Here is a 15,475-nt window from a genome sequence, read left to right as displayed (position 1 = left end):
CCGACGTCCCTTTGCTGCAAATAGACCCGCAGGGGCGCCCTGTCCGATGCTGCAGAGCCTGATCGACGTCATCCTGCCGGTCTTCCTGGTGATCGGCGCGGGCTTTACCGCCACCCGCTCGGGCTTTTTCACCTTCGGCCATATCGACGGGCTGATGCGGTTCACGCAGAATTTCGCGATCCCCTGCCTGCTGTTCCGCGCCATCGCGACGCTGGACCTGGGCGCCAGTTTCGATCCCCGCCTGTTGGCCAGCTTCTACAGCGCCGCGGCCTTGAGCTTTGTCGCCGGCATGGCCGGCGCGCGGCTGATCTTTGCCCGCGACTGGGAGGATTGCGTCGCCATCGGCTTCTGCTGCCTGTTCTCGAACTCGGTGCTGCTGGGCTTGCCCATCACCGAGCGCGCCTATGGGACGGACAACCTGACCGGCAATTACGCGATCATCGCCTTCCATTCCCCGTTCTGCTACGGCATCGGCATCACCGTTATGGAAATCGTCCGCAACCGCGGCAATGGCGGGCTCCGGCTGGCCAGGTCGGTGCTGACGGCGATGTTCCGCAATGCACTTATCCTGGGCATCGGGCTGGGCTTCGTGTTCAATTTCACCGGCCTGGCCCTGCCCGGCGTTCTGGACGATGCTCTGTCGCTGATCACCCGGGCCGCGCTGCCCGGCGCGCTTTTCGCCCTGGGCGGGGTTCTGGTGCAATACCGCCCCGAGGGCGATCTGCGTACCATCGGCTATGTCTGCGCGGTGTCGCTCCTGCTGCACCCGTCGCTGGTCTGGCTGTTCGGCACCGCCAGCAAGCTGCCGCAGGACCTGTTCCGCTCGGGCGTGCTTAACGCCGCGATGGCGCCGGGGTTCAACGCCTATATCTTCGCCAGCATGTATGGACGCGCCAAGCGGGTCGCGGCCTCGTCGGTGCTGCTGGCCACCGGCGGGTCGATCCTGACGGTCTGGCTGTGGCTGACGCTGTTGGGGTGACCCGGATCCGGCATTGACAGCGCCGCACGGGGCTTCATCTATGCCGTTGAAGACAGTGGAGAGACCGATGACAGACGCGCTGATCGTGGCCCACGGCCAACCGTCCGACCCCGAACCGGCCGAGGCGGCATTGGCGGCGTTCGCCGCGCGGGTCAGCGCGCAGGCCGATGGGTTGGACATCGGCAGCGCCACGCTGGCCGCGAAGGGATCGTTCGAGGCGGCGCTGGGCCGGCTGCGCACGGATGGCGTGGTCTACCCGCTCTTCATGGCCAAGGGCTGGTTCGTGACCGACGCCCTGCCCGGACGCATGGCGGGCCACGCGGCCCGTTTGCTCGACCCGCTGGGCACCGATCCCGGCCTGCCCGCCCTCGCCGCGGACGCGCTGCGAGCGGCCAGCACCGCGAAAGGCTGGCGCGTGGAGGACACCGAATACCTGCTGGCCGCGCACGGCTCCGGCCGCAGCCGCAACCCCGCGCGGGTGGCGCTGGACTTCGCCGAAGAAGTGCGGGCGATCCTGGGTGTCGGCGACATTGGCGTTGGATTTGTCGAAGAGGCACCCACGATCGAGGACATGGCCCGCCCGATGGGTTCGCAGGCCATCTGCCTGCCGGTCTTTGCCCGTCCCGGTGGACATGCCTCCGAAGACGTGCCGCAGGCGCTGGACGCGGCCGGGTTTGCAGGTCTCAGGCTGCCGGTCCTGGGCGAACTGCCCGAGATCCCGTCGCTGATCGCACAACGGCTGACCGAGGCTGTCGGTCCGCAGGCCCAGCCTGCGGCAATTAGGTGACAGCCCCGCCCGGGCGATCCGCGATCGCGTTGACCCTCCGGGCCGCACGAGGAATACTGCGGCCCAAAGCGCTTCTAACGCGCAGGCAGACAGAATTCAGAAAAACAGTCTGACCGAGGGACAGAACTCCGCCCGTCCGGCATCCGGACGGGCGGTTTCTTTTTCCGGGGCTCAGTTGCCCGACGGCGCCGGGAAGGCCGGCAACGCGGCGGTGCCCGTGCCCGCGCCATCGACGGCGGCCGACAGCACCGCCAGCCGGTCCGCGGTCTGGCCCAGAACCGGCGTGCCGTTCTGCGCCGCGTTCAGCGCCAGGCGCATCCATTCGGTCGCCTGCTGGCCGGTGGCCTTGGCCGCGCCGAAACCCTCGCGCAGGTGGTGGCTAACCACCTCGCCATAGCCCAACTGCCCGGCGGCGGTCAGCAGCACACCCGAGGCCAACGCCATCTGCGCGTCATCGGTGCGATAGCCCACGCCCAGGCAGACCTTGCCGCCGGAGACCAGCTGCGCCATCGGCTGGCCGGAATTCTGCAAGAAGCCCGAGGTCTTGGAGATCACCTGCCCCGCGCTGGCGCCCTCGATGCCTTTCATCTGCGGCGCAACGGCCTGGGCCAGGCCCTTGCATTGCTGCTGGATCTGCTCGGCGGTCATGTTGGTGATCGTCGCCTCGATGCGCGAGCTTTCGGCCATCGCCTGGATGCGCGCCAGGCAGAATTGCTCGTTCAGCGCGAAATCGGGCTGCGAGATGTTGCCGGCCGTGGCCAGCCCGCCATTCGCCGCGGTCAGCACGTTGACCTGGTTGCAATGCTCGTTGGCCGACCGTGCGGTCTGGCCGAAGGTGAAATCGGGCAGTGCGCCGGTCTCGGCCCGCGCAGGAACCGAGGCCTGCGGCGCCGGTGCGGGCGCCGGAAGCGGCGCGGGCGCGGTCGCCTGCTGCACCTGCGGCGGCTGCGCCGGCTGCGGCGTGGCGATGCCCAGCTGTTCGTTGCGGTAGGTCCGCAGCAGACCCGCCTGCCCCTGCGAGGCCAGGATCTGGTTGTAGGGCGCCACATGGGCGCTGGCTAGCGCGCGCTGATGCGAGTTGATCAGGAACGCCCGCTCATGCTCGTCGAGATACCCGTCGATGGTATAGCCCATCTCGGCCTGGTAGCGCGAAATGCCCGCCCGGCTCTTGCGGCCCAGAGAACCGTCGACGGCACCGACATTGTAGCCGAAATAGTTCAGCGCGGTCTGAACGTCGCGGTTCTGCTGACGCTGCGCCGAGGAAATCCCCGACGAGCGCGTGCTGCGCCGGACGGTGGTCGTACGCTGGCGCTGCTTGTTCTTGTGAACTTCGTTGACGATGATCCCGCCCAGGATCGCCCCGCCCAGAAGTGCGGCGCCCTCGTTGGCCTTGGCCCGTTCGGCGGGAATGAGGATAAGACTGGCAGCCACCACGGTGGCGCAAATATGTTTGCTGTTCATTTTCGATAACCTCGCGGAATTCCGGCGCCGCATTCCAGCATGGCCCGGCGGCGGCAGTTCACCGGAACACTAAACACAATCGGTGCTTCAGCCCAGCAAACGGCCCGTCTTTTGTCAAGCGCCGCAGCCGTTCAGGACGCTCAGCGCGCCGTATTGTGAACACCTCCGGCGCCCCTGCGCAAGCGGCCTTCGCGCGCGTTGCGGCTCAACATTGCCGACCTTCCGGCCATTTCCCGCTCAGTCCAGCGCGGTTTCCAGCAATATGTCCGCCGGCATGTCCGGTGACTCGGCATAGGTTTCCAGATCTGCAACAAACCGTCGCAAGGCGCCGCCCAGGTCGACCTGCCGCGACAGGGACAGCTCCTCCTCCAGCACCCGCGCGGCCCGCACGCGGTCCTCGGGCGGCACGTCCCCGACCAGCGCATCGAGCGCCGCCCTGTACGAGGTCAGCTGCACACGCTGCTGATCCCGCATCGCCTCGATCTCGGTGACATGCGCGGCCAACTGGCGGCGCAGCATCGGGCTGTCGTCGCCAGCGCGCTGCAGCTCGACCAGCAGGCGGATGCTCGCCGCCTTGCCCTCGATCGCGCGGGCGTTGCGCGACAGCGTCTGCACGAAGGCCGCGCCGGCCAGCAATGTGGCCCGCGCCGATTGCTGCAGGGCCGTCTGTACGCGGTCCCGATTGCGGCGCAATTCCAGCTGCAATGCGGCCAGCGCAGCCTGCCGCCGGGGATCCGGCTCGGCCTCGATCAGCGCGGCCAGCGTGGCCTCGGGGTCGCTCTCGTCGACGGGATCGGCGCGGGCCAGGTCCTGCCAGCGGTCGCGGATCGCGCCCAGCCGGGCCTCGGACGTGGCCAAATGCGCGCCGATCACCAGACGCAATCCGAACGTGTCACCGCGCAACGGGCGTCCGGTCTCGGGCGCATAAGGCGGATACTCCGTGCGCCGCGCGCTGCCGATCTCTGCTGCGGATGACAGCACCGAGCCGCCCCGCGTGACCACTCCGCCGGCCTGCCCGTGCGGGCGGCCCAGCGCATTGATGCGGAACGGGTCCAGCACCAGTTCCTCGGCATTGCCATAGACGTCGAACAGGCCCAGCGGATTGGGCAGGCGCAGACCGACCGGCCCCAGCCGCCCACGCCCGCCGCCGCCGTGAAACAGCGCATGGTCGCGCAACTCTCCGTCCACGAAGTAGCGCGGCGCGGCAAATCCGGCGGGATCGGCGCGCGCGCCACCCCGCGCGGCATATTCCCATTCGTCACCGGTGGGCAGACGGACAAACCCCGGCGTCTCGCCGGCGCGCGGCAGCGCCTCGGGCGCGTTGGAGTAAAGCCAGCCGGTATAGTTCCGCGCCAGCGTCACCGCATCGTGCCAGCTCAGCCCGCCGCGGGCGATCCGGTCAGCACGCTCGGGCGGATCGCAATCGCCCTGCAGCGCCCGGTATTGGCCGCGCGTCAGTTCGTAGCGGGCGATATAGTAGTGCCGCGCCTCGGGCTCGTCGCTGAACGGGCCGCTCAGGAAGGTCGTGCGCAGATAGTCGGAATAGCCGGTTTCTTCACCGGACTGTCCCAGCCGGATCCGCCGATCCGCCAGCGGGTCCGTGGCGTCCATCGGAACCGACACCTTTTGGAAGGCCATGCCGCCGCCGCAGGGCATCGGCAGAACCAGGTCCGCCGGCGCCTCCGCGCCGGCCGGGTCATACTGCTCCACCGGCCAGTCCGGCACCTGCGCCAGAGCAGGGCCGGCCAATCCGATCAGCAGCAGCACGAGATTGCGCATCAGCCGGCCTCCCTCAGCACCGTCGCGGGGTCGAGCCGCAGCGCCACCCAGGCCGCCAGGCCCGAGGCTCCAACCGCCAGCACCACAACGCCCAGGACCAGCGCCGCACCCTGCGCCGGCGGGATGATGGTCAGCGCCGCATCCCCCGGCAACCCGTCACCGAACAGCCTACCGGCGATCCGCGCGGCCACCGCATAGAGCGCAAAGCTCAGGATCAGCCCGGCCAACGCGGTGACCAGTGCCTGCACCACCGGGAAAATGGCCAGGCGGCGACCGGGCAACCCCAGCAACGCGATGCCGGCCAGCGTCGCCCGCTTGCGCACCACGTCCGACCAGAACCCCAGTGCGAGCGCGGCCCCCAGCCCCAAGGCCGCCAGCCCGGCCGTCAGGCCCAGCGCCAGCGTCAGGTTGCGCCCCAGTCCAAGCAGCGCCTCGACCTCCCGGCTGCGGGCGCTGGTCGCAATCCCCAGCGCCTCTTCGATGCGGGCCTGCACCGGCGCCAACTGGTCGAGACGGTGCACATAGGCGCGTATGCCCTCATAGGACGGGCTGCGCAGCGCCAGATCCCGCCCCGCGGCGATGCCATGCTCCGGCATGGCATAGGATTCATAAAACGCCTCGATCAGGTCCAGGAGTTCGAAGGGCAGCAGGACGGCATGGCCCTCCATCGCCGTTGCCGACAGGACCGCGGCCACCGTGACCGGCAGGACCAGCTGACGCGGCCGGTCCTCGGCCTGGCTGACCAGCTGCAGGGCGTCGCCCGCGCCGACCGAGAGGTGCTCCGCAAGCCGGGCGCTCAGCGCCACCTGCGTCTGGCCCAGCGCCACGCCGGGCGGCAGCGTCGGATCCCCTTCCCCCGAGGGGATCATCACCGCAGGCCGCATGCGCCGTCCGCCCTCGGCCCGGACATTCATATAGTCGAACTGTCCGCGCACCTTGGGGGTGAGAAACGCGATCTCGGGCCAGTCGCGAAGCGGCGCGATTTGGCCGGCCTCCAGCGTGGCGTTGCCCACGGTGTCGATCTGCCGGCTTGCGGGGTCGCTGAGCATCTCGCCGATCAGCGCCGAATAGACTCCGTTCTTGACCCCGATCAGCAGCAGCAGCGGCACGAGAATCCCGACCATCACGGCGATGTTGCACAGCAGGAAGAACCGCTCGCGCATCAGGTCACGCAGGGCCAGCGACACGATCAGCATCGGCCGGCCTGCAGGCGGCTGACGGGCGGTTCGCCCGGCGTGACGTGCAGGCTCAGCCGGTCGATGCCCAGCCGCTCCAGCCGCGGCGTGTCATGGCTCGACAGGATGAGCGTGCTGCCGCCCTCCTGCGCGGTCTCCAGCAACAGCGCCAGCACCGCGTCGGCCCGCGCCGGGTCCAGCGCAGCGGTCGGCTCGTCGGCGATCACCACGGGCGGGCGATGCGCCAGCGCCCGCGCAATCGCCGTGCGCTGCCGCTGACCGATGGACAGGTCACCAGGGTATAGCCCCGCCGTGCCATCCAGCCCCAGCCGGTCGATCAGGGTGGCGCACCAGCCGGTGTCGACGCGCCCGGTCAGGCGCTGCGGCAGGGCGATGTTGTCGGCGACGGTCAGGAACGGCACCAGCCCGCCGGTCTGCGGCACGAAGCCGAACACACGGCCGCGGGACCGGGCCAGCGCCGCGCTGCGCGGACCCGCAGCCCAGAGCCCGGCCAGATCCTGACCGGCGCAGGTATAGGCCATGCCCGGCCCCGGCGCGCGCAACAGGCCCAGAAGCTCCAGCACCAGGGTCTTGCCAGAACCGCTCTCACCGGTCAGCGCCACCGCATGCCCCGGCGCGATCTCCAACTCCGCGACCTGCACCTCGAACCCGCGCCCCCGTACGCCCAGCGAGACCCGCCCGTTCCGGATGCACAGCCCCGCGCCCATCGGCTCAGGGCAACACGTCGAAGGGCATGGCAAAGACATGCTCGCCATCCGGCGCGGCGTCGTAGAGCGGTGTCCAGACATCCGGATCCAGCAGCCACTTGCGGTATTGCACCAGCTTCTGGCGCATCCCGTCCAGGATCTGGCGGCGGATCATGGCGCTTTGCTGCCAGCGCGCCTCGGTGGTCAGCATCAGCTGGCTCTCATAGGGCAGATCCTGCAGGAATTCGAGCGCCCCGCCCAGCGTGTCGGTGTCGGGGTTCAGAAGACGATCGGGGTTTTGCGCCATCCGCGACACCACGGCCCGGACCTGGCCGAAGAACCCGGCGGCATCCTCGGCGTTGCGGCTGCGCTCGCCCAGTTCCAGCAGTTCCGACAGCAGATCGGCCATCGTCGCCATCTCGTTGCGCGTCACCAGCAGGCGCGGCTCGATGGCCAGGCGCGCGGGATCCTCGACCGCCTTTTCCGACACCCAGCCGCGGATCACGTCCGGCGCCTGCGTGTCGCGCAGGCGGCCCAGATAGGCCAGCCGCATTGCCAGCCCCAGATCGGCAACGCCGCCCATCTCGGCAGGCGCAAGCACCGGCTGCTCGTCCCGCGCGACGCGGATAATGTCGGTCAGAGCGGTCACGAGCCGGGTCACGGTGGTCTCGAACCCGGCCGGAGATCCGTCAGGGATTCCATAGTAATAGGTCTGGTCGTTGAAGCGCGAGAGGGCGCGGTACTGGCGCTCGGCCCAAGCGTGCTGCGCGGCACCTCCGGCGGGGGTCTGCAGGTGCAGGGTCATGATTGCCACGCCCTTGTCCTGCGCCGCGCGTTGCAGTTCGGCCGGCCCGATCTGCGACCGCGCATTCGGGTCGCGCGGATCCTTCGGGCCGGCATCGGTGATCAGCACCACGATCCGCGCATCGAACGGGTCACGGCCCCCGGCCTCCCAGTCGGTCAGTTCCACCGCGTCCTCGACCCCGGCCAGACTGTCCTCGTTGAAGCCGGGCGAGTTGGCGCGCGCCACGTCGGTGGCGGCGCGGATTGTCGCGACCACGGCCGCGGCATCGGCACGACGCTCCAGCGGCAGGAGCGTTTTCGTGCGGTATTCCAGCCCCGGCGCGGCATCCGCATTGTCGCGAAAGGCGACCACGCCGAATTCGACGCGCCGGCCGATCTCGGTGCCGCGGATCTCTTCGACGATTTTCTGCACCGCGCGCTGCGTGCGCTCGATATAGGGATCCATCGACATGGTGGTGTCGAAGACAAAGACGATGCCGGCGTCGAAACTGTCGGCGATCATCCCGGCCTGCGCCCCGTCCTCGTTCAGCGGCACCGAGGCCACTTCCATCAGCAGGTTGTCCTCATAGGTCAGCGGGTGCAGGTCCTGTGCAAAATCGAGGATCGGCATCAGGTAAAGCCGCTCGACGATGTTGACGTACTCCCCGGGTTCCACGGCGACGATCCCGCTTTCGGCCGGCAAGGTGCCGTTCCGCGCCTGTTCGAGCAGTTGCGCCTGCTTCGCCTGCAGCGCCTCGTGCTCCATCAGCGCGCGCAGGTCGTCTTCGCTGCGGAACAGGAACTGCCGCTCGCGACCGGCCGCGTTGGTGAACGCGCCGACGATGTTCTGCTTCCAGGCGACCGTCTGGTCCGACCGCACCCAGCCCTCCGGCCCCGCACTCGAAGACGGACCAACCTGCAGCCATCCATCCCGCTCGGCATAGACATAGAGCGGCTGGAACGCCGGGAACTGGCGCGTGGCCTGCCCCTCTGGTGCGGCGTGCCGCACAGCGCCGGGCCGGGTCAGCACGCGCTGAAACACCGTCTTGCGGTCCTCGACCAGCAGGGGGCGGTCATTCGCCGCAACCTGGCCCGGCGGCAGCGCAAGGGCCAGGGCGAACCCGACCAGAGCGGCCCTAGCGGCAGTAATCATCATATGCCCCTTTCTCGAGCGTCAGGCCCGAGTCCTGCAAACGCGCACAGATCCGGCCGACCTGCTCCGCCGCCTCGGCCGAACCCGCCTCGACCGCGCGCGCGTAGTACTCGACCGCGCGGGCCGGATCGTCGGCAAAGCTCAGCCCGACGCCGGTCTCGATCGCCGCATCCAGCCGGTCGCCATCATAGAGCGTTCCGAACAGCAGCAGCGCCTGCGGGTTCTCGGTGGCCGCCGCGTCCTCGACCAGCCGCAGCGCGGTGTCAGGCGAAACCGCCGAGCCGCAGGCCCGCACCGCCGCCATCTGCTCGGCGAACCCGCCACGCCCGCGCAGCCCGTCAAGCGCGCACTCACCGCTGCTGGCCACCGGTTCCACCGCCGGAGCGTTGGGCGCCGTTCGGACGTGTGGCTCGACCGCCAGATACCACGCGGCGGCTCCGGCTCCGATCAGCAGCAAAACGAGAATCGGCCAGATCCGTGCCTTGCGCGCCGGCGTGGGGTCCGGCACCGGGTCAGGCTGCGCCGTATCCTCGGTCCCGGCGACGGGCGGCGGTGGCGGCGCGACCACGGTGTCTTCCGTCGCATCCCGGCGCGGTTTCACGATCGTCTGCAACCCACCGGACCGAGCCGAACGCAGGCGCGGCGGCACCGTGTCGGGCCAGGTCATCACATGCGCAACATCCTCCACCTGAATCGACAGCGGCGTGTATTCCTCTATCGAATCAATTATTTCCGGCCCGATCCTCACCCAATCCGAGTCACGGTGCCGATGCACATTGTAGGGACCGAAGGCGTGATGCTCGGGCCGCCAATCCGACGCGCCGTCCGCCGTCGGCGCCAGCCAGCGACCCGAATAGGCATCCTGCACCGCCACCTTGACCTGATCGGGCCAGGATCCACCGGGCATCTTCAGATACCCGTATCCGCCGCCTTCGGTGCGGGGGTCCGGATGGACCGACAGGCTCATCCGTCCGATCCGCCCAGCGCATCCAGGATCCGGCCCAGCCGCAGGTTCTGCTCGAGGTTCAGCTGCCCCCCAAGCCCGTCCTTGGCGTTGGCCACGAACAGGGCGTCCAGCGCGAACACCCAATCGGTCCAGACCTCTTCGGCCACCGGCCGCGGACGTTCCGGCAGGTCGGCCACGGTGTCATGGGCGCCATTGCGCGCAAAGATCGGCCGGTGCCCGCCATCGGCCGTGCGCACCTGTGGGCGGTCGCCTTCCGGCATCTCGTCCATGCCAAGGGTCCAGACGAAACTGTTGATCGCCTCGGCCCCCAGGATCGCGGCCGGCTGCGCCTGCTGCTCGACCGTGAGGCCGAAATTCACATCCGCCAGCTGCGTGGCCAGTCGCGGCCCGAGCCGCGTGCGGCGCACCGCGTGGATCAACTCGGCCACCAGGTCGAGACCGCTGGACTCCTCCAGCCCGCAGGCCCGCCGCCGCGCGGTATCGTCCCGGAAGGTCTTGATCGCCTCGATCCACGCCTCCAGCGCCGTATCGGCCTGGAACTGCTCCAGGGTCCGCGTGCGCGTGCCGGCCTCGTCATTGCCCGGACGGGGCCGCGCCGGACGATCCGGGCGCTGCAGGCCCGCCGGTGCGCCATCCGCGGCGGCGCTGACCGCGTTGGTGATCCGCACCGAGCTGGGCACCCGGCCGATACGGGCGGCGATCTCGTCCTGGTCCACCATCAGCGCGCCCAGCAGCGCGCCGAACCTGTGCCGGCCCAAGGCCTGTTCCAGATCGTCGATGACCCGGGCCGCCGCCTCCTGTTTCTCGGCGATGCGTCGTTCCACATCGTCCGAGACATGAAACGGTGCCATTGCCTGCGTGACATTGGCAATCAACCCATCCAGCTGCCCCTGGATCTGATTGAGCTTGCTATCCGGTTTGCACTTCTTTTCAAGGCTTTGCAGAAGATAGCTCACCCCGCCGTCATTCAGGGTCAGCGCCGCGTCCCAGGCTGCGGCCGGATCCGCGAAATGGCGCTGCACCGCGTCCGAGTGCAGGCAACCTTCGCGCAGCTCGGCCAGACGCTCTTGTTTTTCGGGCCGGATCCGCGTTTCGCGCCGGGCCTCGTCATAGTCGATCAGCCCCTCGACATAGAAATTCGGGTTGCGCAGCCAATAGCAATTGTCGAACGGCTGCCCCGGGCGCCACTCCGAGACCCAAGCGTCGCTGCCCTTGCCGAACTTCTCCAGCAGCGAGGCCTGCATCCGGCGGTCGAACCGGGTCTGGTCGCCGCCTTCGGCGGCGCTGTCCGAGAGGTGCTTGTCCAGCTTGGTGAGCACGAGGAACAGCACGCAGTCGGCCTGCGCCCGCTGCTCGGCCGTCGCACCATGCGTGCGCGCGATCCAGGTCTGGACCAGCCCCGGCAGATCGACGGTTTCCATGTTGCTGTCGGGAATGCACAGCAGCATCGAGGTGATTTCCTGCATTTCGACATAGCGGTCGAAGAGATAGGCGACCTTGCCCCGCAGCAGCAATTCGGGCAGCAGCGCGCCGCCCGCCTCGAACGCCTTGCCCAGGTCCTGTTCGAACCGGTTGCGGGCGCCGGGAAAGTCCAGGAGATCGGTCTCGGTGAATATCTGCGACGGCAGGTCCCGCATCGGCAGCACAAGCTCGGCGGCCAGCCCGCAAATCACCGAGCGCGGCAACGCGGCCTGCCGCCCATCCGGCGTGCTGACCGTGAGCGGCGTGCCATCGGCCCCGCCCGACAGCGTCTTGACGTCGATGATCGAGCTGTCGCGCGGCACCAACGCGTCGAGCCCGGCAAACACTTCGCCGGCGTGGCCCAGTTCGGCAAGCGCGGCGGCCAGCCGCGCGTAGAGCTCCGAGAACGGCCGATGCCCGCCCCAGAGAAGCGCGAAGAACGCCGCCCGATCCTCGGCCGACAAGCCGGGCGCGATCTGCGCCGCCTCGTCCCAGAACGGCCTGAGTGCCGCGGCATAGGCCTCGCGCCCGAACCCGGCCTCGACATATTCGCCGATCTCCAGAACGTCGTCGGGTTCCAGACCGGGACGGGCCGCGCCGGCCCGGGCGCGGAACGTATCGAGATGGGCGGCGATCTCGTCCGGTTCGGGCACCGGTTCGGACCGGTCGCCATCCATGAAGAAGGAATTGACCAGGGTGCGCGCGATATCCGCCTCGCCCAGCAGGGTCAGGCGCACCGGGAAGCCCTCGGGCGTCGCCTGCTTGACCATCGTGAACCGCGTCACCAAGCCGGTGCTTTCGCCCTCGCCTTCGGGATTGATCTGGCGGATATAGTCCAGCTGCCCCTCGGGCGCATCGAAATCGGCCACCAGCGGGCCGGACTCGGGTCGGGCCAGAACCGAGACGAGGAAGGACTTGCCCGCCTGGCTGGGGCCGAACACGCTGACCGACATGCGTGTGCGGGCCGCCTGGCCCAGCCGCCTTGCCCGGCGGCGCACCCGGCGCAGAAGCCGCACCAAAGACCGGGTCTCGGCCCCCACCAGGTCGGCGTTCTCGGGGTCCTCGACCCAGGCCAGCGCCTCGCCGCTCTGGGCCTCCAGCGTTGCGCAATCGCTTGCCAGTTTATCCTGTGCCTGCACGCGTCACCACCTATCAGAGCCGGAACAGCCCGGTATCAATCCAATATTCATCGTCAAACCCGAGGGTATGCAAGCGCAGCAGCACTTCCGACGGCTTCAACCCGTCGCCTTCGGCATCCTCGACCTCCGAGACCGAAAATGCCTCGCGCATGGCCTCGCGCCGCAGCACCGTCTCGGACGTTTCCAGGTCGGCGTCATCATCGAATCCGGTCCGCTCGAACGTGACCCGCAGCGGCGCGCGGGATTGTGCCGAGCGGGTTGCGAAATCCAGCCGGTAGAGCGGCGTCGTGGTCCAGCGCTCCAGCGGAAGCTGGCGCGCGCCGAGATGGATGGGCGTGTACATGGTCACGCTGGCCTCGTCATCGGGGATCGCGGCCCCATCCTCGGCAGCGTCGGTGAACAGCACCCGGTCGGCCAGGATCTGGCCGGAACTGTCCATCTCTCCGATGAAGCGCGCGGTGGACTGCATCCGGAAAGCACCGGTCATCACCTTGAAATTGGGAATGCGCGAGTCGCTCAGCGCGATGAGCATGCCGCCCACAGCGACGGTGGACTTGGGATCACCGATGCGCTGGGTCACCGGGTCGCGGAACGGATACCAGCGCCCGGTACGGTAGGCATGCATGGGCACGATGCGGTGCGGCGGAACCACCAGAAGTTCCTGCAGGATCGCGCGCACCGCCGGCAGGCGCGAGGGCCGCCCGGTCAGCAGCACGACATCGACGCCCAGATGCGCGATCACCTCGGCCATGTTGCCCAGCGCCTTCTGCAGGACCTCGCGGGCAATGGCGTCGACCTCCTCGCGGCCGAACTCCAGCACCACGTCGCGCAGGGCGAAATCCTCGGCGCCCAACGCGCGGGCGGGATCCTCCAGATAGGCGGTAAGCGCCTGCGGAAGCGCGGCCCGGTCCTCTTCGCACAGCGGCAGCACATCGGCCAGCGCCACGTTCAGCGGCGCGTCGTCGGCGGCGGTCTCGCAGATCTCCAGGATCCGCACCGCCACCGGCATCAGCACCCGCAGCGCGAATTGCCGGCGTTTCTGCACGCTCTGCTGATCCAGCCCGCCGACATCGCCGGTAAAGAGCTCGCGGATCTTCTCGGCGGCATAGCGCCCGCCGGCAGCCCCGATCGCGGTCTCCAGCCCCGGCAGAACCACCGAGGCGATGACACGCTGCAAAAGCTCATCGCCGGCCACCCGGAAGCCTTCGCGGAAGGTCTGCTTGGGATGCAGGACGCGGCCCGCCTCGCCCCAATAGGTGGTGATCATCAGGTCGGTGGTGCCGCCACCGATGTCGATGGTGGCCAGGCGCAGCGAGGATGTCGCATCCGCGCCCGGGCTGCGCGGTCGCGGGCGCCCCTTGAGGTCGAGGAAGCGGTCGATCCGGCCGTCGAATTTCTGCGTCAGCTCCGAATAGAGCCAGACCAGCTGCGTGCAGCTGGCCTCGTCCCACTCGACGATCAACTCGGGCGGGCGCGAGATGGCGCTGTCGCCGCCGCCCAGCCCGGTCAGTGCCCAGACCAGTTTCAGCGCGCCCTGCGCCTTGGACCGGATGATCGCCTGTTCCTGCGCGGTGGTCGCGGTGGGCAGCGTCAGGATGATCCGGTCCAGCCGGCGCGGCAGGTCCGATTGCGGCCGGCGGGCGCGGTTGGCCGGTGCGTTCACCTGGATCAGGGCATGGGCGATGATCTCGGCCAGCATGAACCCGAACAGCGACGCGCGCGCGAAACGGGGCCGGATCGCCGGGGTTTTCGAGGCGGTGCCGCGCGGCCGCAGGCGGGCGCGCTCGTCGGCCTCGACCTGTTCCAGAACATCGCCCGTCTCGTTGAGGAACCGCATGCCCGCACGCAAGGATTTCGGCAAGGTGTTGGGATCGGAGTGATGATGGAAACGCCAGTCCTGCTGCAACGGCTGGTCATCCCAGAGATAGCGTTTGGGGCTGGACAGGCCCGAGGCGGTCTCGGTCCCCTCCTCGCCCGCAACCAGCCGCAGCGCCTCGGGGCCGGTGCGCACGAAGCTGGGCCACACGAAGGCATTGCGCCGCCCCGACCGGCTGGCAAAGCGTTCGTCGCCCATACGGAACTCCGAGAACTCAACCCGGCTGTCGAACAGGCCGGAATGCAGCAGTTCCGGCCGCGAAAGATCGCGGATCTCCAGCGGGAAGGACCGCGCCAGATCCAGCCGCGTCTCGCCGGGAAAGCGCTCGATCAGGATGCCGCAGGTGCGCGAGTTGCCCACGTCCAGCACCAGCTCGGCCTCGACCGGGGCCAGCCGGTCGCGTTCGCTGACGGTATTGGCCAGCCGCAGCTTCGGCACCGAAACCGCCTGGTCGATCACCCGCAGGAAGGCCAGGTAGCGCGCCCAGTGCTCGAACTTGTGCGGCAGGGTCTCGGCGGTGATCCGGCGGCCGGGTCGTCCTGCACGTTTGTAGGCAAGGAACATCTCTTCCAGCCAGTCGGACACCCATTTCTGCAAATCCAAAGTCTCTCCATCCTCGCCCGCCACGGGGCGCCGCAGGAACCAGTCCATGCGGGCCGGGTCGGAAACCAGGCGAAACTCGCGGGATTTCTCGGAATCCGCCGGCTCGGGCGCCAGGTATGCGCCGGGCTGCGAGGCGATGAGCGCAGTGTCGATGGCCAGCTGCACCCGATGGCTGTCGCCGGTGTCGGGATCCGGGCCATCAAGCTCCACCACCCGCATCCGCGCCCAGGTCGAGGGGCCGGCGTCGAACCGCTCGTCCCCGCCCGGGCCGCGATCGGTCTTGATCCGCAAGACCGGCACCGGCACCCATTTCGACAGGAACGGCTCAAGCGCCGCGATGGGCCGCACCGAATAGGCATCGTCGTCGTCCCGCGCGCCTTGTTCGATCGCCTCGTCGGTCTCGGTATCGCCGGTGAACGGCACCAGCGACCATTCCTCCTGCGCGTCGTCCCCACCGGTCAACCGTTCGACGAACCGCGCATTGCGGATCTCGAGCGTATCCAGCCTGAACCCGAAATCGAGGATCTGCACCCCGGAATAGGGCACCAGCGTCACCTCGTCCCGCCAATCGACCAGCCGGGCCAGTTGTTCAGAGCTTTGCATCA

10 protein-coding genes are annotated in these 15,475 nt (G+C 68.9%); 2 read left to right on the top strand and 8 right to left on the bottom strand.

All coding sequences use genetic code 11. The features are described from left to right. Positions 1-46 precede the first annotated feature (46 nt). Complete coding sequence (locus BMX57_RS04740; protein ID WP_092362988.1) at positions 47-979, top strand: AEC family transporter; 933 nt, start codon at positions 47-49, stop codon at positions 977-979. 67 nt (positions 980-1,046) lie between these two features. After that, positions 1,047-1,766: a sirohydrochlorin chelatase gene (locus BMX57_RS04735; protein ID WP_092362986.1), complete on the top strand. Its 720-nt coding sequence runs from the start codon at positions 1,047-1,049 to the stop codon at positions 1,764-1,766. Positions 1,767-1,937: 171 nt separating this feature from the next. Here the strand turns inward: BMX57_RS04735 and BMX57_RS04730 are convergent, their stop codons facing one another. From BMX57_RS04730 to BMX57_RS04695, 8 genes are all read right to left on the bottom strand, one after another. Further along, positions 1,938-3,227, bottom strand: a complete 1,290-nt coding sequence (locus BMX57_RS04730; RefSeq protein WP_177175380.1) for a peptidoglycan-binding domain-containing protein — start codon at positions 3,225-3,227, stop codon at positions 1,938-1,940. 237 nt (positions 3,228-3,464) lie between these two features. Continuing rightward, complete coding sequence (locus BMX57_RS04725) at positions 3,465-5,006, bottom strand: formylglycine-generating enzyme family protein (protein ID WP_092362982.1); 1,542 nt, start codon at positions 5,004-5,006, stop codon at positions 3,465-3,467. Then, positions 5,006-6,202, bottom strand: a complete 1,197-nt coding sequence (locus tag BMX57_RS04720; protein ID WP_092362980.1) for an ABC transporter permease family protein — start codon at positions 6,200-6,202, stop codon at positions 5,006-5,008. Before BMX57_RS04720 ends, BMX57_RS04725 begins: the two co-directional genes overlap by 1 nt. Further along, positions 6,196-6,909 (bottom strand): ABC transporter ATP-binding protein, encoded by a 714-nt coding sequence (locus BMX57_RS04715; protein WP_092362978.1) that lies wholly within the window; start codon positions 6,907-6,909, stop codon positions 6,196-6,198. The genes BMX57_RS04720 and BMX57_RS04715 overlap by 7 nt, the downstream gene beginning before the upstream one ends. A 4-nt stretch (positions 6,910-6,913) precedes the next feature. Beyond that, the gene (locus BMX57_RS04710; RefSeq protein ID WP_092363115.1) at positions 6,914-8,824 is read right to left on the bottom strand and encodes a vWA domain-containing protein; all 1,911 of its coding nucleotides are present in this window, start codon (positions 8,822-8,824) and stop codon (positions 6,914-6,916) included. After that, positions 8,808-9,791 (bottom strand): SEL1-like repeat protein, encoded by a 984-nt coding sequence (locus BMX57_RS04705; protein WP_092362976.1) that lies wholly within the window; start codon positions 9,789-9,791, stop codon positions 8,808-8,810. The genes BMX57_RS04710 and BMX57_RS04705 overlap by 17 nt, the downstream gene beginning before the upstream one ends. Beyond that, a complete protein-coding gene (locus BMX57_RS04700) occupies positions 9,788-12,391 on the bottom strand; it encodes a virulence factor SrfC family protein (protein WP_092362974.1) in 2,604 nt (867 codons plus the stop codon). The genes BMX57_RS04705 and BMX57_RS04700 overlap by 4 nt, the downstream gene beginning before the upstream one ends. A gap of 13 nt (positions 12,392-12,404) precedes the next feature. After that, on the bottom strand, positions 12,405-15,473 hold the full coding sequence (locus BMX57_RS04695; protein ID WP_092362972.1) for a virulence factor SrfB: 3,069 nt from the start codon (positions 15,471-15,473) through the stop codon (positions 12,405-12,407). Between the last annotated feature and the right edge of the window lie 2 nt (positions 15,474-15,475).

Source organism: Cribrihabitans marinus (assembly GCF_900109035.1).
Taxonomy (GTDB): domain Bacteria; phylum Pseudomonadota; class Alphaproteobacteria; order Rhodobacterales; family Rhodobacteraceae; genus Cribrihabitans; species Cribrihabitans marinus.
This window is presented reverse-complemented; position numbering and strand designations above follow the sequence as displayed.